Raw genomic sequence first — 23,149 nt, 5'->3', positions numbered from 1 at the left:
GCTATGAGCCCGAATCCTCTGGGCCCATGGCGCTTTCCGGAGACCTTGACGGGGGCTAGCCCCCGTGGGTCGTCACACCAGCGACGCCATGATGTCGGCCACCGAACCGGTGACGGCCTTCTGAAACCCGGTGCCCGCCCAAATGTTCACGCCATGTGGATCACCGGCGCGAACCGCCGCCGCCCGCACCGGGCTGGTCAAATGGTGGATCTCGGGATAGCCCAGCGGCGCCTGCGCGTCGTGTTCGTCGACGAAGCGATTGCGGATCCCCCGCGCATAGCGACCCGAGAAGCACCTCGTCACGACCGTTTCGGTGAACTGAGGGTCGCGCAGGGCAGCGCGGTGCACCGGGCTGCTGCCTGATTCGTCCGCCAACAGGAACGCCGTTCCGAGTTGCGCCGCAACGGCTCCCAGCACGAAGACGTCGGCGACGTCGACCGCCGTCATCAGACCGCCCGCCGCGATCACGGGAACGTCGAGCGCGATGCTGGTCGAACGCACCAGTTGACCGAGCGGCTGGGTCGCCGGGGAGGCCGCGGGATCGAGCGTGCCACGGTGCCCACCCGCCGCCGGACCCTGGACCGCGACGGCGTCGACGCCTCGGGCGACGGCCCGCTCCGCTTCGGCCAGGGTGGTGACGGTGGCGACCGTGGAGATGCCTGCATCCTTGAGCCTGGCGCACTCCTGAACCGATGGCAGACCGAACGTGAACGACACGACCTCCGGTTTGAGGTCCATCACGACGTCGAGCTTCGCCGACCAGTGGTCGTCGTCGAACCGCGGGTCGCCGAGTCGGGTGCCGTAACGCCTCGATTCGCCGCCCAACGCCTTCGCATACTGCTGGATCGCCTCGGGGCGGGCCGCGCTGGACTGCACGACGAACAGATTCACGCCGAGCGGACCCGTCGTGAGCTGGCGCGCCGCCGTGATGCGTTCGGCCAACACGTCCGCGGTGAGGTAGCCGGCCGCCAGGAAGCCGAGCCCACCGGCGTTGGATCCCGCCGCGGCAAGCTCCGGCGTCGTCGGGCCGCCCGCCATGGGCGCGACGATCACCGGCTTGTCGAGTGAACGGACGTCGAAACTCATGGGTACATCCTGCAACGTCGCGCGAGTCAGCCCCGAGTGGTTCACTGGATTGACATGGCCATCAGTTTCAACCACACCATCGTGGCCGCCAGGAACCGCGAGGAGTCGGCGAACTACTTCACCGACGTCTTCGGTTTGGCGCCGGCCCAGGAATTCGGACCCTTTCTCGCCGTCACCGTCGAGCATGGCGTCAGCCTGGACTTCGCCCAGGCTCCCGACGACCAGGACATCCACCCGCAGCACTACGCGTTCCTGGTCGACGAGGCCGACTTCGACGCCATCTACGACCGCATCGTGCGTCGCGGACAACGGCATTGGGCCGATCCGCGCGGCGCCAGGCCCGGCGAGATCAACCACCACGACGGCGGCCGGGGCGTGTACTTCCAGGACCCGTCGGGACACTACCTCGAGATCATCACCCGGCCGTACGGCTCCGGCGGCTGACACCCCTCAACCGTGGCCGCGTTCCTCTTCTTGGCCGACGTAGTCACCGGCGAGGGCGGCGACGTGGCCGGGCAGATCCCCCGTCGCGACGTCGGCGAGGCTGGTCTCCTCCAGCACCGACCGCATGCTGGCGCGTAGCGCACGCCAGACGTCGGTGAGCGCCACGGTCGGACCCGAGTACGGCAGGTCGCCGAGACCGATGTCGCGCACGCTGGCCAACGGGCCGTCGATGCACCGCAACACGTCGGCAATGCTGATCTCGGCCGCCGGCTTGGCCAGCGCGTAGCCACCGTCGCGCCCACGATGGCTGCGCACCAATCGGTCGGTGCGCAGATCCGACAGGATGTCGACGAGGAACTGCGGCGGAATGCCCTGAGCCTTGGCCAGATCGTCGGTCTTGACCAGGACGCCGTCGGCGACCGTGGCCAGCTGCACCATCGCCCGGACGGCATACTCCGCCTTGGCCGACATCCGCATAGAGCGCATCATGCCACCGACGTGGCTGCGGATTGCGCGAGGATGGTCCACCATCGACACATGACTACCCGCGTCACCTGCTGTCAGATACCCCTACGCATCGGTGACACCACCGGCAACCTCACCACCGCGAGGACCGCGATCGAGGACGCCGCCCGCGACGGCGCACAGATCGTCGTGCTGCCCGAACTCGCCTCGTCGGGGTACGTGTTCGCCGACCGTGCGGAACTCGAGGCGCTCGCCGAGACCCGCGACGGCCCGGCGATCACCGAGTGGGCCAATCTCGCCGAGGCCTTCGACCTGACCATCGTCGCCGGGTTTCCGGAGGCCGCCGGCGACCAGGTCTACAACAGCGCCGCCGTCGTCGACCCGACCGGGCTGCGCGGCGTGTACCGCAAGGCGCACCTGTGGGACACCGAGAACCGGGTGTTCGACCGCGCCGACGACCTGCCGCTGGTGCTGGACACCGACCACGGCCGCCTCGGGGTGATGGTCTGCTATGACATCGAATTCCCCGAATGGGTGCGCGCGGTGGCCCTGCAGGGGGCGGACCTGCTCTGTGCGCCGGTGAACTGGCCGCTGCTCCCCAGGCCAGAGGGTGAACGGCCGACCGAGCAGGTCCGCGCGCTCGCCGGCGCAGGCATGAACCGCATGGCGATCGCCGTCTGCGACCGCGCGGGTGTCGAACGCGGTCAGGACTGGGTGGGAGGCAGCGTGATCGTCGACGCGGACGGCTACCCGATGGCGATCGCCGGCTACGGCACACCCGGCCGGATCACCGCCGACGTCGACCTCGCCGAATCCCGCGTCAAGCAGTTCAACGAGAACAACGACGTCCACGGCGACCGGCGCACCGACCTCTACCGCCGTGCGGGACTACTGGACTGAGCGCTGGGCGAACGCCCGCACCGACGCCGGCACCGGGATTCCCGCGGTGAGATCCGGCGCGGCCACTGGTTCGCCGTACGTCACCGCCATCGGCACGACACCGGCCCAGGCGTCGCCCGCGACGTCCTCGTCGGGGTCCTCCGGCCAGCCGGCGCTGACCTTCAACGACCAATTGTCCTCGGCGATGGGCATTCTCAGCACCAGCGTCGCGGCGATCTCCTTGCGGGTGCTGGGCCGCAGCTCGGCGACCCGGCCGGGAATGAACGCGTCGGTGAGAGTCTCCAGAAGGTCGGCCTTGTCGTCCCCGGACACCTGCTCGAACACCCCGAACAGCGCCGCGCTGCGGTACTGAAACGACGACTCGAATCCGCTGCGGGCGACGACGACGCCGTCCAGGGTGGTGACCGACACCGCCGCGGGCACTCCAGTCGACAGCGCCCGCAGCCACGGCGACCCCGTCGAACCGTGGATCACCAGATCGGTGCCCACCCGCGCGAAGCCGGTCGGAAAGATCACCGGGTGGCCGTCGCGCACCAGGGCGACGGTGGCCAGCGGGGTGGCGTCCAGGAGGGCGTCGAGCGCGCTGCGCGACTCGTCCTGCTTTTCGGTGAGCCGGGTGACTCGGGTCGAGGGCTGGGTCATGGGTTCATTCTGAGTCGGGAAGGCCAGTACAGCCAGTTAGTCCTCGGAACCGCTGCTCGCGGGCTTTGCCGCGGTTGTGCCGTCCTGCCCGGCATCCCCGTCGTCGCCTGCGACGGACTGGACCGTGGTGGACCGGGAGGGAGTAGACGGGGACGGCACGGCAGGCGGCGTCTTGTCACGATTGCCTCGAGATTGACGTTCGGCTCGTTCCTTCTCGTCGGCGGCCGACTTCTTCGCCGGCGCTTCGGCCGCCGCGGCGCTCGACGTCGTCGAGTCCTCGTTGCCACCCGTTTCCGGGGTAGCCGACGTGGCTTCGCTGACCACCGACGCCTCGGCCTCGGGGGTGGTCGAAACACCCTCTGCGAGGGTCGGTTCCGTCACCATCGGCTCCGTGACCGTCGACTCGATGGCCGTCGGCTCGGTGGCCTTGGACGTGGCGGCGGGCGTGGCTTCGGCGATCGGCGTCTTCGCGCCCGATCCCGTGATCGCGGTAATTCGAACCGCGGCATCTGATCCTGCTGCAGCCGTTGCGGTCTCACCGGCCTGCGCTGCTGCCGAGTGCTCGTCCAGACCCGTGCCGAACGCCACCCGCTGCGACGACGGCGCCGCGTCGCTCACTGTGGGACGGGTGAAGGACCCGAGGAAGTTCGTGATGGCCGCGACGACGGCGTTGACGAACGAGAAGGCCGACTGGGTGAACTGCTGAACCAACTGCTGCACGAACACCACGAAAGCCGTCAGCGGGTTGGCGGGATTGGACGGGTTGGTCGGGCCCGCCGGGTCGAACGTTTGATTCGGGTGGGCCAGAATCCATTCCGCCAACACGTCGGCCGCCGGCTTTCGCACCCAGTTGCCGTTGGCGTCGACAGTGAAGACGCCAAAGTTCTCCTCCGGATCGCTGCTGCCGGGATTGGAGTCGACTGTCGTGTAGACGTAAGCCGGCCCGGCCCACGACTGCATGCTCCACGTCGCGAGGAAGTCCTGAATGTAACTGGCTTGGTGCTCGTAGGTGACTCTCGACGTGGCCAAACCGTATTCGGTGGCCCAGATCCTCTTGGTGACGGGATCACCGTTGGCGTCCAACACTGGCTGCCCGCCAGGTCCGGTGACGTAGTCACCGTTGCTGGCCATCAGCGCCACCATCGCCAACGCTTGATCGAGCGCATAACCGTCGGGGGTTCCCTCGGAGAAGGGAGTGGTCTCTTGGTAGGGATGGTAGGCCAGCGCGTCGAAGTAGCCCTTCGCTCCGGCGTCGTACATGCCGTCTAGGAACTCGACCGGACTCAGCGCCGTGCCGTCGTCGTACGTCGGCGTGTGGCCGAGTCCCGCCGCGACGATCGTCGCCGTGGGATCGATGTCCTTCAACGCGGGATAGACCGCCTTGAGCAACTCCGCGTACGCCGCCGGATCGATCGGGTCGTAGAAGCCGACGTAATTGGGCTCGTTCCAGATCTCGTAGGCCGACACCGTGGAGCCGTATCTGGTCGCGACGGCCGACGCGAAGTCCGTGAAGTCCTTGACGTCTGGATGAGCGGCCCCTGGCTCGAATTGGTCGTCGGGGTCCACCCAGGCGGGGGTGGTATTCATCTCGGCCAACACGCCCATGTCTCGCTTCGCGGCGAGGGACATGACGACGTCCATCGCCTCCCAGTCGTATTCACCCTTGGTCTTTTCCACGAAACGCCACGGCACGTAGACCCGGATGTTGTCGATCCCAAGTGCCTGCATCTGGTCCAGATGCCGAGCGACCTCCACGGGGTCGATCGCGTCGTCCGGGTCCCTCAGAAAGAAGAGGTTCGAATCAGCGAGGCCGACGGTCGAGCCGGACACGGTGATCTCGGCGACGGGTAAGTAGTCGTAGGCGGCCAGGCGGCGCGGCGGGGGCACGAACAGATTGCTGGCGTACGCGCACGTCAGCGCCACCGGTAGGACTGCGACGACGGTCTTCGTCGCCATCGTTCGAAGCACGGTGGCGTGGCGATTGATCATTGAACCCCCGAGGTATTGCGGCGCGACGCCGCGCGGCTGCGTTACAGCAAACTTGCACGGGCGTCATTTACGACAGCTCGGAAGGTATCAGAGACTGTCAGCGACTTGACAGCATTTGCCCAGAGACGGGGTGGTGGAGCCGCCGCCCGCGATCCGGGGTTCGTCTCAGGCAGGCTCTGTCAGTCGGGAACGTCCGCGCCGTCGCGAACCACCACCGCGAACAGGTCGGCGAGCGCGGCCAGGCTGGCCGACTGCAGGCTGGCCGCCGTCACCGGTTCGCCACCGACGCCCGGCAACGACCGGGTGGCGGTGGCCGAGGCGACCACCGTCGGCGCGTAGCCGGCGTTGAATGCGCCGCGGGCGGTCGAGTTCACGCACATGTGGGTCATGAACCCGGCGATTACCAGATTGCTCGCACCGAGGGCCTTCAACTTGTCGTCGAAGTCGGTCTCCACGAACGAGTTTGGGTACTGCTTGGTGACGACTGCTTCACCGTCACGCGGGGCGACGCGTGTGACGATCGCGCCGCTCTCCCCCTCGACGTCGTAGAGCGACCCGGGGCCGTCGGAGTGCTGGACGTGGATGATCGGGATGCCCGCCGACCGGGCGCGGTCGAGCAGTGCCGCCGCCTCGTCCAGCGCCGCCTGCACGCCCTCGAGCTCCATGACGCCCTGGGTGTAGGTGTTCTGGCAGTCGATCAACACGAGGGTCGACTCGGCCAGGGGTGCCGGCGTCGAGGGGAGTTCGGACAGCGCGCGCAGGGTGGGATTGCTCATCGCCTCAACCTACCGACCGTGGGGGCTGTGTACGCCGATCATCGACATTTCGTACACGAGGCCCACGCTCGGCGCTCAGGCGGTGGTGACCGCCAACACCGCGTCGGCCAGCTCCGGGCGGCAGACGATCAAGTCCGGCAACAGGACGTCGGCCTGGTTGTACCGCAACGGCGATCCGTCCAGACGCGAGGTGAACAGACCGGCCGCGCGGGCCACCGCGACGGGGGCGGCCGAGTCCCACTCGTACTGGCCGCCGGCGTGGACATAGGCGTCCGCGACGCCTTGGACGACCGCCGCGACTTTTGCTCCGGCCGAGCCCATTTCGACCAATGTACCGTTCAACGCCTCGCGTACGGCCAGCGCCACGGCCGGCGGGCGGGTCCTGGACACGATGATGCGCGGCACCCCTGGTGCGGCAGCCGGCGGCGGCACGTTCGGCGTCGCCAACGTGACGCCTTGAGCGGGGAGCGCGACCGCACCGGCGACCAGTTCGCCGGACTGCCACAGCGCCACGTGCACCGCCCAGTCCTGCCGACCGAGCTCACCGAATTCCCGGGTGCCGTCGAGGGGGTCGACGATCCACACCCGATCGGCGCTCAACCGCTTCGAGTTGGCCTTCTCCTCCTCGGTGGCCTCCTCCGACAGCACCGCGTCGTCGGGCCGCTCGGCCGCCAGCGCCGTCATCAGGAAGGCATGAGCACGCTTGTCTCCGGCGTCCTTTCGCTCGACGGCGGTGGCGTCGGCCAGCTCGGCGCGCACGCCGAGGAGCAGCTCGCCCGCCTCGGTCGCCAGGCGGGCCGCCAGTTCGTGGTCGGTCATTTCGCGTCGATCATGTCGATGACGTGCTGCGCCAGTTCGGTCACGTCGCAGTCGGGTGTGAGACGCAGGTCGGGGTTCTTGGGCCGCTGATACGGGCTGTCGATCCCGGTGAAGTGCGTGATCTCGCCGCGTCGGGCCTTGGCGTAGAGCCCCTTGGGGTCTCGACGTTCGCAATCCTGCAGCGGGGTGTCGCAGAAGACCTCGAAGAAGTCGTAACCCTGATCTTCGTGAACCTTGCGGGCCAGCGCGCGGTGTTCCTCGAGCGGGCTGATGGCGGGCACCAGCACGATCTGCCCGGAGTCGGCCAGCAGCGTGGCGATGTGCGCCAACCGTCGCAGGTTCTCGGCGCGGTCGGCCATCGTGAAGCCCAGATCCGCGTTGAGGCCGTGCCGCAGGTTGTCGCCGTCGAGAACGTAGGCGGGACGCCCACTTTCGAGCAACTTCTGTTCGACGAGCATGGCGACCGACGACTTGCCCGAACCGGAGAGCCCCGTGAACCACACCGTGCTCCCCCGCGACAACCGGTCCTCGGCGGTGACGAGATTCTGGTGCCGGACGGCATTCGGGGTGGCCGTGCGCGTCGCCGCCGGGGTGGTGTCGCGCACCATGCCCGCGGCCACCGTGCCGTTGGTGTCGGGGTCGATCAGGATGAACGATCCGATCGCGGCGTTGCGGGCGTACTCGTCGAGCAGCAGCGGCACCTGCGTCCGCAGCGTGACGCGGCCGAGTTCGTTGATCTTCAACGCCGTTGCGCTCTTGTCGCGGTGCAGCGTGTTCACGTCGAGTCGATAGTCCAGCGCCGTCACCCTGGCCCGAGTCGTCCGCGTCGTGTGCTTGATGACGTAGTCGCGCCCGGGTTCGAGCGCCGCGTCGTCGGACATCCAACAGACCGTGGCGTCGAAGTCCTGGGTGACGTGCGGCTGGTTGTTGGGCCGGGCAATCATGTCGCCGCGGGAGATGTCGATGTCGTCGGCCAGGCTAATCGACACCGCCATCGACGCGAACGCCTCGCCGAGAGGACCTGCGGGACCCTCGATTTCGGTGATGCGACTGGTCTTCCCAGCCGGCAGCACCACGACCTCGTCGCCCGTGCGCATCACGCCGCTGGCGATGGTGCCCGCGTAGCTGCGATGGTCGGCGTGCTCGCGGGTCTGGGGCCGGATGACGTACTGCACGGGGAACCGGACGTCGACCAGGTTGCGGTCACCGGCGATGTAGACCTCTTCGAGGTGACTCAGCAGGGCCGGACCCTCGTACCAGGGCGACGCGTCGGACTTGGTGACCACGTTGTCGCCGTTGAGGGCCGACAGTGGAATGGTCGTGACGTCCTGCACGTCGAGGCGCGCGGCGAATTCGTGGAAGTCGTCGCGGATCTTCTCGAACCGTTCCTGGCTCCAGTCGACGAGGTCCATCTTGTTGACCGCCAACACGATGTGCTGAATGCCGAGCAGGGAGGCCAGGAATGCGTGGCGCCGCGACTGCTCCAACAGTCCGTGCCGCGCGTCGACCAACACGATGACCAGCTGTGCGGTGGACGCACCGGTCACCATGTTGCGGGTGTACTGCACGTGGCCCGGGGTGTCGGCGATGATGAACTTCCGCTTGGCCGTGGCGAAGTAGCGGTACGCGACGTCGATGGTGATGCCCTGTTCCCGCTCGGCGCGCAGGCCATCGGTCACCAGGGCGAGGTCGGTGTAGTCGTGACCGCGCTCCTGCGAGGTGCGCTGCACCGCGGCGAGCTGATCCTCCATGACGGCCTTGCTGTCGAACAGCAGCCTGCCGATGAGGGTGGACTTGCCGTCGTCGACCGAACCCGCAGTGGCGAGCCTCAATAACGTTGCCATCAACTGTGCCTTCTCTTCTTCGCGCAAGCGCTCATCAGAAGTACCCCTCGCGCTTGCGGTCTTCCATCCCCGCCTCGGAGATGCGGTCGTCGGCGCGAGTGGCGCCGCGTTCGGTCAGTCGGGAGACCGCGGTCTCGGCGATCACCTCGGAGACCGTGCGGGCGGTGGACTCCACGCAGCCGGTGCAGGTGACGTCACCGACGGTGCGGAAGCGCACGACCTTCTCGACGACCGTCTCGTCCTTGCGGGGCTGCAGGTACTTGTGGACGGCCAGCAGCATGCCGTCGCGCTCGAAGACCTGCCGCTCGTGGGCGTAGTAGATCGACGGCAGCGTGATCTTCTCGGCGCCGATGTAGGACCAGATGTCGAACTCGGTCCAGTTGGAGATCGGGAACGCCCGGATGTGCTCACCCTTGTGGTGGCGGCCGTTGTAGAGGTTCCACAGTTCGGGCCGCTGCGCCTTGGGGTCCCACTGGCCGAACTCGTCGCGAAAACTGAACACCCGCTCCTTGGCGCGAGCCTTCTCCTCGTCGCGCCGGGCCCCACCGAAGGCGGCGTCGAACTTGTTCTCCCGGATGGCCCTCAGCAGCGTGAAGGTCTGCATCGGGTTGCGCGACGGGATGGTCTCGACCACCCGGCCGGCGTCGATGTCGTCCTGCACCTTGGCGACGACGAGGCGGACGCCGGACTTCTCGACCAGTTCGTCGCGGACGGCCAGCACCTCGTCGAAGTTGTGGCCGGTGTCGACGTGCATGACGGGGAACGGCAGCCGTCCGGGCCGGAAGGCCTTGAGCGCCAGGTGCAGCATGACGATCGAGTCCTTGCCACCGGAGAACAGCAGCACCGGCTTCTCGAGCTCGGCGGCGACCTCGCGGATGATGTGGATTGCCTCGGCCTCCAGCGACCGCAGGTGGCTCAGCTCGTACTTGCCCGCCGTCCGGTCGAGGTCCTGTGTCGCGGTCATGACTTCACCACTAAGTTGGTGAAGTTAACCAGAATTACAATCATGCCCAGGAATGTAACCGGCGCCGCCATGGCATGTCAACGAATCTCCGAGCTCAGTCCACCGTCGTCGGCGCGTCCGCCGCCTTGACCAGCCGCGCCTCGGGCCGGGCCGGCACCCCGTCGGCCAGGAACCACCGGAACGCCAGGTTGCCTCGCGGGTACCCGAGGGTGGTCAGCGAGTTCGGGTGGGCCGTGGCTCCCGTGGACAGCACGATGGTCACCGAGCCGTCCGCGTTGGGCACCGCGGTGTGCCCGTTGACCGAACTGCGCGCGTCGGCGACGCCGGGGGTGGCCATGAACTGGTTCCACACCACGAGATTCCAGAACCGGCAGGCGGGTGGCCGATGGGTGATCACCAGCGCCTCGTCGTCGGCGAGAACGAAGCTGCCGTAGGAGTAGCAGGCGTCGCGGGCAGACCAGCCGAAGTTGGCGTCGAGCACCTGATAGGGCTCGGCGAATTCATTTGCCGCGTGCGATGTTTCGTGCCCAAGGCCGTGGGCGTCGTCCCTGCGCATGCCGACGGCCAGCGGCAGGATGGCGAACATCGTGCGCATCCAGGCGGCACTGGCCCGCAGCGCTGCCGCGGTTTCGTCGTCGCCGTGACGGAAGCGGTCGGGCTCCTCGAGTGCCTCGATGTGCCACTCGACGGGCCGTCCGGTGCGCGGATCCGCCTGATAGTCGCGGGTCATCAACACGGCGGCGTCCGGCGTCGGCCCGAGCTCGAAGGAGAAGTTTCCGTCGGCGTCCAGCTCCAGGTCGTCGTCACGGACCAGCGCGACGACCCGGTCCGACCAGGCGCCCGGCGACGGTTCGTTGTAGGCGGTCACCGAGAAGTACACGCTGTCACCACGATTGCCGCTGATTCGATACCGCCGCGCGGGGTCGACCGGGCACATCAGGTAATAGGCGTCGGTGTTGTCGCCGCCCCACCGACGGTCGGGGCGCACCGGCGTGTTGATCTCCACCCAGGTGGGTCGACTGGGGTCGGCGAACAGATACGTGTCGAACGCGACGCCGAGGGTCGTCGCCAACATGCGGTACCCGTCGGCGACGTGCCGGTCGTCGGTGACGGCACGATCGCCGGTCAGGAACGAGGCGTCGAGACCTCCCAGCGTCTCCAAGAGTTCGCGCCATGCCGTCGTCGACTCGTGCGTGGTCATGTGCTGATGCCTCTCGTGATGAGGGTGGCGGTTCGGTCCACCCATGCGTCGTCGAGCGCGGGCCCATGGGTGAGCAGCGCGAAGAAGGTGATGCCGGCGACGGCTTCGACGAGCTCGTCGGCCGACGCGTCCGGCCGGACTTCGCCGCGCGCGACGGCGTCGGCGAGTCGGTCCGCCAAGCCTCGCGACAGAATTCCCGAGAAGCGTTGCAACAGAGCGGTATGCAGCGTCGGGTCGGCGGCCAGCTCGCCGACCAGTCCGGTGAGCGCGGCCCCGGCCGCGGGGGTGGTCAGCACGTCGGCGCTACGCCGGACCATGGCGTGGACGTCACCCGCCAGGGTGCCGGTGTCGGGAAGTTCGGTGGCCTCGCCGAGCGGGAAGACTGCCTCGTGCACCAGATGCGCCTTGCTGGGCCAGCGGCGATAGATGGCCGGCTTGCTGGTGCCCGCCCGCCGGGCGATGGCGTCGACCGACAGCTCGGCGTACCCCGTCTCCGCCAGGAGTGCCACCGTCGCCTCGAGCACGGCGCCCTCGATGCGCGGATCGCGAGGTCGACCAAAGTCCGTCGTCATTACGGAACTGACAGTAACATAAGTCGGTGTGAGCGACACCACAGTTCATCTCGACGACCTCGCCGAGCCTCGTTTCACCCCCGAGGCCGATCAGATGCGCGACATGATTGCGTCCCTGGCGCCCGACTGCCCCCTCGACTCGGATGCCCTGCACGCCAGGGCAGCCGCCGACACCGGACTCGACGACTTCGGCCCGGACGACTACCGCGAACGACTCGAGGTGTATCTGGCCGACGTCCGCGACGTCGACGGCCTCACCGGGGTGGGCGTCGTCAACTTCTTCGGGCAGTTGTTGCAGGTTCTGAAGAATCGACTGCTGCTGACCGATCTGTTGTCGCGGCACCCCGAGATCCACGACGTCGAGTTGGAGCCACCCGTCGTCATCGTGGGCCTCCCCCGCACCGGCACGACCCATCTGCACAACCTGCTAGGTGCCGGGCCGACCTTCCGCACGTTGCCGTATTGGGAAGGCGTGGAACCGTTTCCGTTGCCGTCCGAGGCCGGCGTCGAGCCGGACCCACGGCGCAGTCGAATGGACGTCGCCGTCGAGGTGATGAACCTCGTCATGCCGCACTTTCCCCTCATGCACGAGATGACCACCGACCACGTGCACGAAGAGATTCAGCTACTCGCCAACGACGTCTCCACGATGCTGATGGAGACCCTCTGCGACGCGCCGCGCTGGCGTGACTACTACCTCTCCCACGATCAGACGAGCCATTACGAGCATCTCGCCACGCAGCTCAAGGCGCTGCAGTTCCTCCGAGGCGGGCGGCGCTGGCTGCTCAAGTCACCTCAGCACCTCGAGCAGCTGACCGTGTTGGACAAGGTGTTCCCCGGCGCGGTCGTCGTGTGCACCCACCGCGATCCGATGCCGGTGGTGCTGTCGATGATCGCGATGGTGACCTACTCGGCACGCATGCACCGCGGCCGGGTGCCCGTCGAACGCATTGCGGCGTCGTGGATCGATCGCCTCGACCTCATGTTGTCGGCGTTCCTGCGCGACCGCAACGCCATCGGACCCGAGCGCTCGGTCGACGTGCGCTTCGACGACTTCATGGCCAACGAGCTCGGGGTGGCCGAACAGATCTACGCCCTGGCGGGTGAGCCGGTGACCGACGTCGTGCGGGCTCCGATGGAGGAGTATCTGGCTGGGCATCAACGCAATCGACTGGGCCGGGTGGCCACGTCGTGCGAGATGTTCGGTCTGGACGAGGTGCGCGTTCGGGAACGCTTCGCCCCGTACGCCGAGCGCTTCCTGTCCTGACGTCAGTCGACGGAGGTCAGGGGGTGACCTCGGTCAGCTTGCCCGTCGCGACGTCGAACACGAACCCGCGCAGCGACTCGTGCTTGGTGACGAACGGGCTCGCCTCGATGCGGCGCAACGACTGCCGCACGTCCTCGTCGAGATCGGCGAACGACTCGGCGGCCCACTCCGGCTTCAGGCCGGTCTCGTCCTGGATCTGCCGCTTGAAGTCGTCATCGGTGAACGTGAGCATGCCGCAGTCGGTGTGGTGGATCAGGATGATCTCGCGGGTACCGAGCAGGCGCTGGCTGATGGCCAGCGAGCGGATCTCGTCGTCGGTGACCACACCGCCCGCATTGCGGATGACGTGCGCCTCCCCCGGTGCCAAGCCGAGCGCTCGGTACACGTCGAGGCGGGCATCCATGCACGCGACCACCGCGACGTGCTTGCTGGGCGGCAGAGGAAGCGGACCACTGAACTGCGCGGCGTACGCCTCGTTGTTCTTCAGGTACTCGTCGGTCACGGACACGGGAATCTCCTCCACGGGCAGACGTCGGCGTTGACGCTAGCTGCGGTCTGCCCGTGGTCAGAGGTTCAGGATCGCGGTGATTGCAGGTCGTAGACCGTCGTGCCGCCGACGTCGGTCTTGGTGAACGTCTTCTCCACCCACGCCGTGATGTCGCCAGCCGAACCCGTACGGTGCCACGACGGCCCGCCGTGCCCCGAATCGGCGAGGAAGTACCGCACCTGGCCGTCGGCGACGTACTGCTGGAACTGCGCCAGCGTCGGCGACGGGTCACCACCGGCGAAGCCACCGATGGACATCAGCGACGTGCCCGTCTTGAGCTCGAGGTCACTCACCGACATGGAACCGATACCGGCTGCGGCCCAACGGTTGTCCGCACTCTTGAGCATCGCTTCGAGTTCCGGGCTGTCGGCGCGCCCACCGGGGCCACCGGGTCCACCCGGGCCGCCGGGTCCGCCGAAGTGGAAGCCGCCGGCCTTCTGCGGACCCGACATGGTGCCGGGGCCGTTGTGCGCGCTGGCCACGTTGTAGATCGAGAAGGCCGCCGATCCGCCAAGCCCGACGACGACGGTCGCCACGACGACGGCGACGGCCGCCCTGCCGAGACGGTGCGCCCGGACGGCGAGCAGTACCGCCACCACGATCGACCCGACGAGCACGATCCAGCGGATCGCCGGCCACCACTCGGGCGTGCGGTTCAGCAGCAGGAAGGACCAGACCCCGGTGGCCGCCAGCATCACCGCGAGCACGATGCGGGGCACCCACGATTCGCGGCGCGCGACGAGCTGCGCGACGGCGATGCCCACCAGGGCGGCGACGGCCGGGGCGAGCGCGACGTTGTAGTACGGATGCACGGTGCCCGCCATGAAGCTGAACACCGCGCCGGTCACCAGAAGCCAACCGCCCCACAGCAACAGGCCGGCGCGGACGCGGTCGGTGCGCGGCGTGCGCATGGTCAACCACAGTCCGGCGACCAATCCGATGAGAGCCGCAGGCAGCAGCCAGGACGCCTCGGCGCCCATCGACGCGCCGAACAGCCGACCGATGCCGGGGTCGCCGCCGAAGAACAGGTTCATGCCGCCGCCGCCGAAACCGTGTCCCGGGCCGGGGCCGCCACCACCGGGCCCACCACCCTCGTTGCCGGCGATGCGCTCGATGCCGTTGTAGCCGAACGCAAGTTGCAACAGGCTGTTGTCGGTCGACCCCGCGATGTAGGGCCGGGAGTCGGCTGGCCACAGGCTGACCAGCGCGACGTACCACCCCGCCGACACGATCATCGTCGCCCCGCCGACGAGCAACGCGCCCAGTCGCTTCCACACGCCGAACGGTGCCGCGACCAGAACGGCCACCGCCAGACCGGGCACGACGAGGAAGGCCTGCAGCATCTTGGTCAGGAAGGCGAAGCCGACGGCGCAACCGGTCCACGCCATCCACATCGTCATCCGCCGCACGGTGCTGGCGTCGAGGGCGCGCACCGTGCAGTAGGCCGCCACCAGGAGCAGCAACACCAGCAGCGCGTCGGGATTGTTGTAGCGGAACATCAACGCGGCCACCGGTGTCAGTGCCAACACCAGGCCGGCGATCAAGCCCGCGTAGGCACCGCTGGTCCGCCGGACGGTGAGGTACAGCACCGCGACCGCACCCACGCCCATCAACGCCTCGGGCAGCAGCATGGTGAATTCGTTGAAGCCGAACAGCCTGCCGGACAGTCCCATGACCCACATCGCCGCGGGCGGCTTGTCGACCGTAATCGCGTTGCCCGCGTCGAAGGAACCGAACAACAACGCCTTCCAGTCCTGGGTGCCTGCCTGGGCGGCGGCGGCGTAATAGCTGTTGGCCCATCCCGAGGAGCCGAGCCCCCACAGGTAGAGCACGCCGGTGCCCACCAGCAGTGCCCAGAACGCGGGCGTCGTCCAGCGCGGAGCGGCCGGAGCCGGGTCGTCGACGACGGCGTCCGGTTGGACGTCTTCAGCAGTCAGTGTCACAGTCGTGTTCCTCGTGATGGTCGGGTCAGCGCGTCCTGCGGGGGTGAAACACCCAGCCGCGCAGGAGGACGAAGCGGACGGCGGTGGCGAGCAGGTTGGCCAGCACCAGCACCGACATCTCGAGCATGCGGTGCGGTTGGTCGACGAAGGCGTGCAGCCCCGCCAACGCGCCACTGGTGATCGCCAGGGCGATGGCGAAGACGATGAGCCCCTCGACGTGATGACGGGCCGCCTTCGTCGCGCCCGAGACTCCGAACGTGAAGCGGCGGTTGGCCGCGGTGTTGGCGATCGCCGTCACCAGCAGCGCGACGAAGTTGGCCACCTGGGCACCGATCAGCGGATGCAGGACCATGAACAGCAGCAGGTAGGCCACGGTCGACAGCACGCCGACGGCACCGAACCGCACCACCTGGCGGAACAGCGAATTGGGCGCGGCAGCCGCCGATTGCGACGGAGCCAGTTGCGCGGCAATGGCGTTGACGGGAATGGAACCGCTGGCGAAGCCGCGCAACAGCCGACCGACGCCCTTGAGGTCCGCGGTGGCCGTGGCGATGATGTCCACCCGGCTGTCGGGGTCGTCGACCCAGTCGACCGGGACCTCGTGGATGCGCAGACCGCTTCGCTCGGCCAGCACCAGCAGCTCGGTGTCGAAGAACCACCCGGTGTCGGCGACGTAGGGCAGCAACCGGTGTGCGACGTCGGCGCGAATTGCCTTGAAGCCACACTGGGCGTCGGAGAACCGCGCGTGCAGCGTCGACTTCAGGATCAGGTTGTAGCAGCGCGAGATGATCTCGCGCTTGGGACCGCGCACCACGCGGGAGCCGCGACCGAGCCGGGTGCCGATCGACAGATCCGAGTGACCGGAGATCAGCGGGGCGACGAGGGGGCCGACCGCAGCCAGGTCCGTCGACAGGTCGACGTCCATGTACGCCAGCACCATCGCGTCGGAGTGCGACCAGACGTGATGCAGCGCGCGCCCGCGGCCCTTCTCCTCCAACCGCACGGTGCGGACGCCCTCGAGTTCCTCGGCCAACTCCGCGGCGATGCGGGGGGTGTCGTCGACGCTGGCGTTGTCGGCGATGGTGATGCGGACCGGATACGGGAAGCTCTCGCTCAGATAGCGGTGCAGCCTGTGCACCGAGTCGGCGAGCGCGGCCTGCTCGTTGTAGACCGGGATCACGACGTCCAGCACCGGAACGCCGAGCCTGCGGGCCTCCTGCGCGGCATTCGGCCGCGATCCGAACGCCGTCGCCCTGGGAACCATCGCGACCTCCGTGAGGTCCGCTTCCTGAATGTCCGTCATGTCTCCATCGTCGTTCGGCTGCTCGTGCTGACCGTTTGCGCAAGCTATGCGTCGGCTATGAGTGATTGGGCACCTCGGTGAGGTCGTAGAGGACGACGCCGTCGACGGTCTTCGGCGCGTAGTGCGCCTCGACCCATTCGCCGATGTCAGCGGCCTCGCGGCTGCCGGTCGTGCCACGTCCCACGGGCATGCCGAACATCGAGTGGGCGCGGATGAAGTAGTGGATCCGGCCGTCGGCGACGTCGCGCTGGAACTCGGCGAGCGTCGGCGCCGGATCGGTGCCGTTGAATCCACCGACGGCCATCACCGGAGCGCCGACGGCGAGTTGGTAGCCCGCCGCGTTGCTCGAGCCGACCACGGCGGCCGTCCACTGGAACCGGTCGGCGCCGTCGGACAGCATCTCCGTCAGCCCCGGCCCCGGCTCGGGGATGTCGAGGAAGCCGCCGCCGGGGCCGCCCGGACCGCCGAAGGAACCGTGCCCGCGTGCCGGCCCGACCGACGGGATGGCCCCGGAGTGCGGGGTGGCGACCGTGGCCAGTGAGTAGGCCGTCGGTGCCGCCAGACATGCCAGGATCGCGAGCCCGGCCACGCCCGTGGCAACCCGCCGCGGGAGCCGGCCCACGACCAGGAGCAGCACCGCGGCGCCGACCCCGGCGACGGCGACCGCCGTGCCGAGCCACGGCAGCCAGTCGTGCCTGCGGGCCAGCAGGACCGCGGCGAGCACGACCGTCACCAGGACGGTGCCGGACATCGCGATGACGGCTCGCACGTCGGATCTGTTGCGCCACAGCAACACTGCACCGATGCCGATGGTTCCACCGATCGCGGGGGCGAGGGCGACCGTGTAGTACTGGTGCAGGATGCCGTTGGCGTAGCTGAAGACGACGGCGGTGACGACCAGCCACCCGCCCCAGATGATCAGCCCGGCCCTCGCCGGATCGGTCCGGGGGGCACGGCGGGTGACGATCACGCCGGCGGCGAGGAAGATCACCGCGGCGGGGATCAGCCAGGCGCTGTAGGTGCCCATCGAGACGCCGAACAACCGTCCCCAGCCGACGTCGAAGTTCATGTTGCCGAGGCCACCGGTTTCCTCACCGGTGAGCCGGCCGATTCCGTTGTAGCCCAAGGCGAGTTCGACGATGCTGTCGTCCTGCGAGCCACCGATGTACGGGCGCGAGGACGCTGGCCACAGCTCGACGAGCAGCAGGTACCAGCCGCCGCTGACCACCATTGCCGCCACGGCTGCGGCCAACCTCACCAGCCGCGTCCGCAGCGGCACCGCGGCGGCGATCAGGTAGGCGACGCCAAACGCGGGCAGCACCAGGAAGGCCTGCATCATCTTGGCCAGGAAGGCGACGCCGACCGCCGCACCCGCACCCGTCAACCACCAGCGGTTGGCATCCCGCTCGCAGGCGCGCTGGACGCAGTACGCGCCGGCCACCAGGGCGAGCACCAGAAGGGAATCGGGGTTGTTGAAGCGGAACATCAGCGCGGCGACGGGAGTCAGCGCGAACACCGCGCCGGCGAGCAAGGCCGCCGACGGACCGGCCGCCCGGCGCACCGCGGCGTAGAGCAGCGCGACCGCGGCCACCCCCTCCAGCGCCTGCGGCACCAGGACGCTCCACGAGTTGAGACCGAACAGCCGCACCGAGACGTCCATCACCCACAGCGCGGCGGGCGTCTTGTCCACGGTGATGGCGTTTCCGGCGTCGCTGGACCCGAACAGCATGGCCGTCCAGTCGTCGGCCCCGGCCTGCACGGCCGCGGAGTAGAAGCCGTTGGCCCACTCGTTGATTGACAGGTTCCACAGGTAGAGCAGCGCCGTGGTGACCAGCAGCACCCCGAGCGACACCCGTTCGCCGAGCGTAAGCCGCTGACGGCGCAGGTCGTCGGGGTCGGTGGCGCCGTCGTCGGCGTGCGCGGGGCGCGTGAGAACGGCGGTCACTCCATCGATCTTCGGTGAGTGGGCTATGTGCTCGATTGGCTCACCCTGTGCGTCACCTGTGAAGAATCGGTGTGGGCGGGCAGCCGGACGACGAACTCCGTCCGGCCGGGTTCGCTTCGGACGTCGATCTTCCCCTCGTGCGCCTTGACCACCGCGGCGACGATGGCAAGGCCCAGACCGGTGCTGCCGCTGGGGCTGGGGCTCGAAGCTGCCGGGGCGGCTCCGCGCCGCGCGCGTGACGAGTCACCCCTGGCAAACCTCTCGAAGATCTCCGGCAACAGGTCGGCCGCGATGCCGGGGCCGCCGTCGGCGACGGTAAGCACCGCCGTGTCACCCTCCCGGGACAGTGACGTGGTGACCGCCGTTCCCGCCGGGGTGTGAATCCGTGCGTTGGCCAACAGGTTCACCAGCACCTGCTGCAGCCGGGCCTCGTCACCGACCACGACGACCGGCTCCTCGGGCAGGTCAAGCGCCCAATCGTGGTCGAGACCCGCGATGTGCGCGTCGCTGACCGCGTCGACGACGAGCCTGGTCAGGTCGACCGATTCCCGCACCAGCGCCCGCCCCGAGTCGAGCCGGGCCAGCAGCAGCAAGTCCTCGACGAGGTGGGTCATGCGACCGGTCTCGGACTCGACGCGACTCATCGCGTGTGCGACGTCGTCGGGGAGTTCGCGTCTCTTTCGTTGCGCGAGTTCGGTGTACCCGCGGATCGCGGCGAGCGGGGTACGAAGCTCGTGGCTGGCGTCGGCGACGAACTGGCGCACCCGGGTCTCGCTGGCGTGGCGAGCGGACAACGCCCCCGCGACGCGGTCGAGCATCGTGTTCAACGCCGTCCCGAGCTGCCCCACTTCGGTGTGCACGCCCTCCGGGTCGACCTCGACGATGCGGCTGGGCAGGTTGACCTCGCCCTTGTCGAGTTCGAGGGCCGCGACGTCCCTCGCGGCCGTGGTGACACGGGACAACGGCGCCAATTGACGACGGATGACGAGCACCCCCGCGGTGGCGGCGGCAATCAGGGCGATGACGGCCAGGACGCAGAACATGCCGACCACCCACAGCAGGGTGTCGTCGACCACCGCGGTGGGCAAGCCCGTCACGATCGTCTCGTCGCCGTGGCGGGCGTGCAGCGCGATCACCCGGTACTTGCCCTGGCCGTCGAGTTCGATCGTGACCGGGGTGCGGGTCGGCGGCACCTTCGCCAGCGCGGCGGCCGCAGCGGCACTGATCTCGGCCCGGCCACCGTCATTGGTGATCACGCCGGCGTCGATGTCGCCCGACGGCGAGACGACGGCCCCGACCGTCCGGGTGGCCTGCCCCGGCGCGTTGAGGAAACCGGGCCCGGGCCCCGCCTCCGGATCGAAGAAGCGGTTGCGGGGCGCGTAGTCGTCGCCCCCCTTGTCCGAGTCACGGGACGCCTCGAACGGGATGGGCGGCATCGGACGCGGCAGCTCGAAGATGGCCGCTGAGCGCTTGCCCGCCTCGACCACCTGGTTGTCGAGCTGGCGTACCAGGAACCGTTGCAGCGCAAACTCGGTCGCGATGCCGATGCTGGCGCACACCACCGCGAGCAACACCACCTGCGTGAACAACAGCCGCATTCGGAGCGACCACGTGCGCGGCGCCAGGATGCGACTGTGCGACCCCGTCCGCGGACCCGGTCCGGCGGCGCCCGGGCTCATCGCGGCGGCTTGAGGACGTACCCGGCGCCGCGCAGCGTGTGGATCATCGGCTCACGACCGCTGTCGATCTTCTTGCGGAGGTACGACACGTACAGCTCGACGATGTTGGAGCGACCACCGAAGTCGTAACTCCACACCCGATCGAGGATCTGCGCCTTGCTCAGGACCCGCTTGGCGTTGCGCATCATGAATCGCAACAGCTCGAACTCGGTCGCCGTCAACGTGATTGGCTCCCCCGCCCGGGTGACCTCGTGGCTGTCCTCGTCGAGAACCAGGTCGCCGACCACGATTTGCGCGCCGCCCGTCTCGTCGGCCACCCCGGTGCGCCGCAGCAACGCCCGCAGCCGCAAGACGACCTCTTCGAGGCTGAACGGCTTGGTGACGTAGTCGTCGCCGCCCGCGGTCAGGCCGGCGATGCGGTCTTCGACCGAGTCCTTCGCCGTCAGCAGCAACAACGGGAGCCCGGGAATCTGAGCGCGCAGCTCGTGCAACACGTCCAATCCGCTCATGTCGGGCAACATCACGTCCAGCACGACGACGTCGGGCGGGTTCTCCTTGGCCACCGCGATCGCGGTTTCGCCGTCACCGGCGGTGGAGATGTCCCAACCCTCGTAGCGCAGCGCCATGGACACCAGCTCGGCGAGCACCGGCTCGTCGTCGACCACCAGCACGTTGATGGGCTTGCCATCCGATCTGCGCATGACGAGCCGGGCGGGATCGGCGTGTTCGCGGTCGGCGCCGTTCATGGTGGTCACGTCCTCAGTGTGGGCCCGTGCGATGGGCACGTCCTGTGCCAACCCTATGCGCGACCTGTGAACACAGTCTCACAGCTGGCCCATAGCTTGGCCCGGCAGAGTGGCTGCCGTGAACACCTGGGGCATGCGGAAGACGATCGGCGCCGTCGCGGTGGCGGCGGCGGTGGCTGGCGTCGGAGGAGCCGCGATCGCCGCGGCCACCGAGACGGGCGGACACGGTGGACCTGGCGGTTTTGGTGACTTTGCGGGCTTCGCCGGCTTCGAGGGGCCCCCGGGCTCACCACTCGGAGCTCATCGCAGTGAGGCCGAACCCGCCTCACTGCACGGTGAATACGTGGTGGCCGACGACCACGGCGGCTACTCCACGATGATGACCCAAACGGGCGCGATCACGGCAATCTCGCCGACCTCGGTGACGGCCCGCAGCGCGGACGGCTTCACGCAGACCTACGGGATTCGCGAGGTCGAGAACGCCAGCGCGCCGCCGTTCGCCGTCGGCGACACCGTCGTCATCAAGGCCACGCGACAAGGGGAGGCCGCCATGGTCTCCTCCATGGGGCCTCCCCTGTCACCAGGTCACTAGGTCTACAGCGCGTCCTGCTGCTCCGGCGGGAGCGCTGCGGGGCCCTCGATCGGGGGCACGGCCGACGACGTGGTGGGCGTCTCGGGCGCCACCGTCTCGGTCGTCGTCTCGCCGATCGTGGCTTCCTCCGTCGGCACGGGGCCCGGGGTCGACGGCTCCGCCGAGCTCGACGTCGCCACGGTCAACGCGCCACCGGCGATCAATGCTCCTGCACCGACGCTCGCGGCCACTAACTTCATGCTCTTGCCGTTCATGGTGGTCCCTCCCAATCGGGGCTGTTCGGGTGTGCCGGGGGCCTGGTCGGCCCCCGCTGCTCCACGGGGTAACCGAAGCAGACGCGCATCAAACACCAAGCGGACTCCCAGTCAAGACTTACGTGGACCGGGAAACGGCAATCGGCGGTTCATCTCCTACCCTGTGGCCATGCAGTTTCCGACGGGCGCGTCATGACGCGCTTCCTCGCCCGCCGGGCGCTGAACTACGTCGTGCTGCTCCTGCTGGCGTCGTTCCTGACCTTCGCGCTTGCGTCGTGGTCGTTCAAACCGCTCGACAGCCTCGAGGGCCGCAACCCCCGGCCACCGCAGGCCGTCATCGACGCCAAGGCCGCCGAGCTCGCGCTCGACAAGCCCATCCCCCTGCGCTACGTCCACTGGGTATCCGAGGCCGTGCAGGGCGACTTCGGCACGACCGTGGCCGGGCAACCGGTCTCCGACGAGCTGGGGCGACGCATCGGCGTCAGCCTGCGTCTGGTGTTCCTCGGTTCGGTGCTCGGCACCGTGATCGGGGTGGTGGTCGGCGCATGGGGCGCCGTCCGGCAATACCGGGTGTCCGACCGCGTGATCACGGTGCTGTCGCTGCTGTTGATCAGCATGCCGACGTTCGTCGTGGCCAACCTGCTGATCCTCGGCGCGCTGCGCGCCAATACGGCGTTGGGATTCAACGTCTTCGAATACACCGGTGAGACGTCGGGGACGACGACCGGTGGGGCCGCCAGCCAGTTCGTCGACCGCCTGCAGCACCTGGTCCTTCCGACCACCACGCTGGCGCTGTTCTCCATCGCCGGCTTCAGCCGCTATCAACGCAACGCCATGCTGGACGTGCTGGGCCAGGACTTCATCCGCACCGCGCGGGCGAAGGGCCTGACCCGCCGCCAGGCGTTGTTCAAACACGGCCTGCGCACGGCGCTGATACCCATGGCCACCCTGTTCGCCTACGGCGTGGGCGGTCTGGTGACGGGCGCCGTCTTCGTCGAGAAGATCTTCGGCTGGCATGGCATGGGCGAGTGGGTGATTCAGGGCATCGCCACCCAGGACACCAACATCATCGCCGCGATCACGGTCTTCACGGGAGCCACCATTCTGCTGGCCGGCCTGCTGTCCGACGTCATCTACGCGGCACTGGACCCGAGGGTGAGGGTGGCCTGAG

Annotated in this window: 22 protein-coding genes; 5 read left to right on the top strand and 17 right to left on the bottom strand. The window is 68.5% G+C overall.

Features of this window, described 5'->3' with window-relative positions; translation table 11 throughout:
- Window positions 1-72: 72 nt before the first annotated feature.
- The gene (locus tag H7J06_RS12305) at window positions 73-1,086 is read right to left on the bottom strand and encodes a nitronate monooxygenase (RefSeq protein WP_264039142.1); all 1,014 of its coding nucleotides are present in this window, start codon (window positions 1,084-1,086) and stop codon (window positions 73-75) included.
- 54 nt (window positions 1,087-1,140) lie between these two features.
- Here H7J06_RS12305 and H7J06_RS12300 point away from each other — a divergent pair, with 54 nt between their 5' ends.
- On the top strand, window positions 1,141-1,530 hold the full coding sequence (locus H7J06_RS12300) for a VOC family protein (protein WP_264039141.1): 390 nt from the start codon (window positions 1,141-1,143) through the stop codon (window positions 1,528-1,530).
- A gap of 6 nt (window positions 1,531-1,536) precedes the next feature.
- Here the strand turns inward: H7J06_RS12300 and H7J06_RS12295 are convergent, their stop codons facing one another.
- Window positions 1,537-2,007, bottom strand: coding sequence for an Rrf2 family transcriptional regulator (locus H7J06_RS12295; protein ID WP_264039180.1), 471 nt, complete (start codon window positions 2,005-2,007; stop codon window positions 1,537-1,539).
- Between the two features lie 60 nt (window positions 2,008-2,067).
- Here H7J06_RS12295 and H7J06_RS12290 point away from each other — a divergent pair, with 60 nt between their 5' ends.
- The gene (locus H7J06_RS12290) at window positions 2,068-2,895 is read left to right on the top strand and encodes a nitrilase-related carbon-nitrogen hydrolase (protein WP_264039140.1); all 828 of its coding nucleotides are present in this window, start codon (window positions 2,068-2,070) and stop codon (window positions 2,893-2,895) included.
- On the opposite strand, the gene H7J06_RS12285 is transcribed toward H7J06_RS12290, so the two are convergent.
- From H7J06_RS12285 to H7J06_RS12250, 8 genes are all read right to left on the bottom strand, one after another.
- The gene (locus H7J06_RS12285) at window positions 2,884-3,537 is read right to left on the bottom strand and encodes a pyridoxamine 5'-phosphate oxidase family protein (protein ID WP_264039139.1); all 654 of its coding nucleotides are present in this window, start codon (window positions 3,535-3,537) and stop codon (window positions 2,884-2,886) included. The genes H7J06_RS12290 and H7J06_RS12285 overlap by 12 nt on opposite strands.
- Window positions 3,538-3,573: 36 nt before the next feature.
- Complete coding sequence (locus tag H7J06_RS12280; protein WP_264039138.1) at window positions 3,574-5,493, bottom strand: glycoside hydrolase family 5 protein; 1,920 nt, start codon at window positions 5,491-5,493, stop codon at window positions 3,574-3,576.
- Window positions 5,494-5,705: 212 nt separating this feature from the next.
- Window positions 5,706-6,302 carry a cysteine hydrolase family protein gene (locus tag H7J06_RS12275; protein ID WP_264039137.1) on the bottom strand — a complete coding sequence of 199 codons (597 nt, stop codon included), beginning with the start codon at window positions 6,300-6,302 and terminating at the stop codon, window positions 5,706-5,708.
- Between the two features lie 75 nt (window positions 6,303-6,377).
- On the bottom strand, window positions 6,378-7,121 hold the full coding sequence (locus H7J06_RS12270; RefSeq protein WP_264039136.1) for a 3'(2'),5'-bisphosphate nucleotidase CysQ: 744 nt from the start codon (window positions 7,119-7,121) through the stop codon (window positions 6,378-6,380).
- The gene (gene cysN, locus H7J06_RS12265; RefSeq protein WP_264039135.1) at window positions 7,118-8,992 is read right to left on the bottom strand and encodes a sulfate adenylyltransferase subunit CysN; all 1,875 of its coding nucleotides are present in this window, start codon (window positions 8,990-8,992) and stop codon (window positions 7,118-7,120) included. Before cysN ends, H7J06_RS12270 begins: the two co-directional genes overlap by 4 nt.
- Window positions 8,993-8,999: 7 nt before the next feature.
- A complete protein-coding gene (gene cysD, locus H7J06_RS12260; RefSeq protein ID WP_264039134.1) occupies window positions 9,000-9,929 on the bottom strand; it encodes a sulfate adenylyltransferase subunit CysD in 930 nt (309 codons plus the stop codon).
- Between the two features lie 94 nt (window positions 9,930-10,023).
- Complete coding sequence (locus H7J06_RS12255) at window positions 10,024-11,130, bottom strand: DUF1214 domain-containing protein (protein ID WP_264039133.1); 1,107 nt, start codon at window positions 11,128-11,130, stop codon at window positions 10,024-10,026.
- A complete protein-coding gene (locus tag H7J06_RS12250; protein ID WP_264039131.1) occupies window positions 11,127-11,702 on the bottom strand; it encodes a TetR/AcrR family transcriptional regulator in 576 nt (191 codons plus the stop codon). The genes H7J06_RS12255 and H7J06_RS12250 overlap by 4 nt, the downstream gene beginning before the upstream one ends.
- 94 nt (window positions 11,703-11,796) lie before the next feature.
- On the opposite strand from H7J06_RS12250, the gene H7J06_RS12245 reads away from it, so the two are divergent.
- Window positions 11,797-12,969: a sulfotransferase family protein gene (locus H7J06_RS12245; protein ID WP_275079340.1), complete on the top strand. Its 1,173-nt coding sequence runs from the start codon at window positions 11,797-11,799 to the stop codon at window positions 12,967-12,969.
- A 16-nt stretch (window positions 12,970-12,985) separates the two neighbouring features.
- Here H7J06_RS12245 and H7J06_RS12240 read toward each other — a convergent pair whose 3' ends face one another.
- From H7J06_RS12240 to H7J06_RS12215, 6 genes are all read right to left on the bottom strand, one after another.
- Window positions 12,986-13,477, bottom strand: a complete 492-nt coding sequence (locus H7J06_RS12240; RefSeq protein WP_264039129.1) for a beta-class carbonic anhydrase — start codon at window positions 13,475-13,477, stop codon at window positions 12,986-12,988.
- 65 nt (window positions 13,478-13,542) lie between these two features.
- Window positions 13,543-15,459, bottom strand: coding sequence for an ArnT family glycosyltransferase (locus H7J06_RS12235; RefSeq protein WP_372515294.1), 1,917 nt, complete (start codon window positions 15,457-15,459; stop codon window positions 13,543-13,545).
- 25 nt (window positions 15,460-15,484) lie between these two features.
- Window positions 15,485-16,762, bottom strand: a complete 1,278-nt coding sequence (locus tag H7J06_RS12230) for a bifunctional glycosyltransferase family 2/GtrA family protein (RefSeq protein WP_264039128.1) — start codon at window positions 16,760-16,762, stop codon at window positions 15,485-15,487.
- Between the two features lie 55 nt (window positions 16,763-16,817).
- Complete coding sequence (locus tag H7J06_RS12225; protein ID WP_372515293.1) at window positions 16,818-18,707, bottom strand: glycosyltransferase family 39 protein; 1,890 nt, start codon at window positions 18,705-18,707, stop codon at window positions 16,818-16,820.
- A gap of 23 nt (window positions 18,708-18,730) precedes the next feature.
- On the bottom strand, window positions 18,731-20,386 hold the full coding sequence (locus H7J06_RS12220; RefSeq protein WP_264039127.1) for a sensor histidine kinase: 1,656 nt from the start codon (window positions 20,384-20,386) through the stop codon (window positions 18,731-18,733).
- Window positions 20,383-21,087: a response regulator transcription factor gene (locus H7J06_RS12215; protein WP_173008368.1), complete on the bottom strand. Its 705-nt coding sequence runs from the start codon at window positions 21,085-21,087 to the stop codon at window positions 20,383-20,385. Before H7J06_RS12215 ends, H7J06_RS12220 begins: the two co-directional genes overlap by 4 nt.
- Before the next feature lie 163 nt (window positions 21,088-21,250).
- Between H7J06_RS12215 and H7J06_RS12210 the strand changes: the two genes are divergently transcribed.
- Window positions 21,251-21,724 (top strand): hypothetical protein, encoded by a 474-nt coding sequence (locus H7J06_RS12210; RefSeq protein WP_264039126.1) that lies wholly within the window; start codon window positions 21,251-21,253, stop codon window positions 21,722-21,724.
- A 2-nt stretch (window positions 21,725-21,726) separates the two neighbouring features.
- Here H7J06_RS12210 and H7J06_RS12205 read toward each other — a convergent pair whose 3' ends face one another.
- Window positions 21,727-21,978 (bottom strand): hypothetical protein, encoded by a 252-nt coding sequence (locus H7J06_RS12205; RefSeq protein ID WP_264039125.1) that lies wholly within the window; start codon window positions 21,976-21,978, stop codon window positions 21,727-21,729.
- A gap of 192 nt (window positions 21,979-22,170) precedes the next feature.
- Here H7J06_RS12205 and H7J06_RS12200 point away from each other — a divergent pair, with 192 nt between their 5' ends.
- Entirely contained in the window at window positions 22,171-23,148 is a 978-nt protein-coding gene (locus H7J06_RS12200) for an oligopeptide ABC transporter permease OppB (protein WP_264039123.1), read from the top strand.
- Window position 23,149 lies beyond the last annotated feature (1 nt).

This window comes from Mycolicibacterium hodleri, assembly GCF_025822245.1.
In the GTDB taxonomy this organism is placed as follows: domain Bacteria; phylum Actinomycetota; class Actinomycetes; order Mycobacteriales; family Mycobacteriaceae; genus Mycobacterium; species Mycobacterium hodleri.
This window is presented reverse-complemented; position numbering and strand designations above follow the sequence as displayed.

What these genes read in the sequence shown, in the direction of transcription:
- H7J06_RS12305 (WP_264039142.1), bottom strand. Translation starts at nt 1,086, where the DNA reads ATGAGTTTCGACGTCCGTTCACTCGACAAGCCGGTGATCGTCGCGCCC.
- H7J06_RS12300 (WP_264039141.1), top strand. Translation starts at nt 1,141, where the DNA reads ATGGCCATCAGTTTCAACCACACCATCGTGGCCGCCAGGAACCGCGAG.
- H7J06_RS12295 (WP_264039180.1), bottom strand. Translation starts at nt 2,007, where the DNA reads ATGCGGATGTCGGCCAAGGCGGAGTATGCCGTCCGGGCGATGGTGCAG.
- H7J06_RS12290 (WP_264039140.1), top strand. Translation starts at nt 2,068, where the DNA reads ATGACTACCCGCGTCACCTGCTGTCAGATACCCCTACGCATCGGTGAC.
- H7J06_RS12285 (WP_264039139.1), bottom strand. Translation starts at nt 3,537, where the DNA reads ATGACCCAGCCCTCGACCCGAGTCACCCGGCTCACCGAAAAGCAGGAC.
- H7J06_RS12280 (WP_264039138.1), bottom strand. Translation starts at nt 5,493, where the DNA reads ATGGCGACGAAGACCGTCGTCGCAGTCCTACCGGTGGCGCTGACGTGC.
- H7J06_RS12275 (WP_264039137.1), bottom strand. Translation starts at nt 6,302, where the DNA reads ATGAGCAATCCCACCCTGCGCGCGCTGTCCGAACTCCCCTCGACGCCG.
- H7J06_RS12270 (WP_264039136.1), bottom strand. Translation starts at nt 7,121, where the DNA reads ATGACCGACCACGAACTGGCGGCCCGCCTGGCGACCGAGGCGGGCGAG.
- cysD (WP_264039134.1), bottom strand. Translation starts at nt 9,929, where the DNA reads ATGACCGCGACACAGGACCTCGACCGGACGGCGGGCAAGTACGAGCTG.
- H7J06_RS12255 (WP_264039133.1), bottom strand. Translation starts at nt 11,130, where the DNA reads ATGACCACGCACGAGTCGACGACGGCATGGCGCGAACTCTTGGAGACG.
- H7J06_RS12250 (WP_264039131.1), bottom strand. Translation starts at nt 11,702, where the DNA reads ATGACGACGGACTTTGGTCGACCTCGCGATCCGCGCATCGAGGGCGCC.
- H7J06_RS12245 (WP_275079340.1), top strand. Translation starts at nt 11,797, where the DNA reads ATGCGCGACATGATTGCGTCCCTGGCGCCCGACTGCCCCCTCGACTCG.
- H7J06_RS12230 (WP_264039128.1), bottom strand. Translation starts at nt 16,762, where the DNA reads ATGACGGACATTCAGGAAGCGGACCTCACGGAGGTCGCGATGGTTCCC.
- H7J06_RS12220 (WP_264039127.1), bottom strand. Translation starts at nt 20,386, where the DNA reads ATGAGCCCGGGCGCCGCCGGACCGGGTCCGCGGACGGGGTCGCACAGT.
- H7J06_RS12215 (WP_173008368.1), bottom strand. Translation starts at nt 21,087, where the DNA reads ATGCGCAGATCGGATGGCAAGCCCATCAACGTGCTGGTGGTCGACGAC.
- H7J06_RS12205 (WP_264039125.1), bottom strand. Translation starts at nt 21,978, where the DNA reads ATGAACGGCAAGAGCATGAAGTTAGTGGCCGCGAGCGTCGGTGCAGGA.
- H7J06_RS12200 (WP_264039123.1), top strand. Translation starts at nt 22,171, where the DNA reads ATGACGCGCTTCCTCGCCCGCCGGGCGCTGAACTACGTCGTGCTGCTC.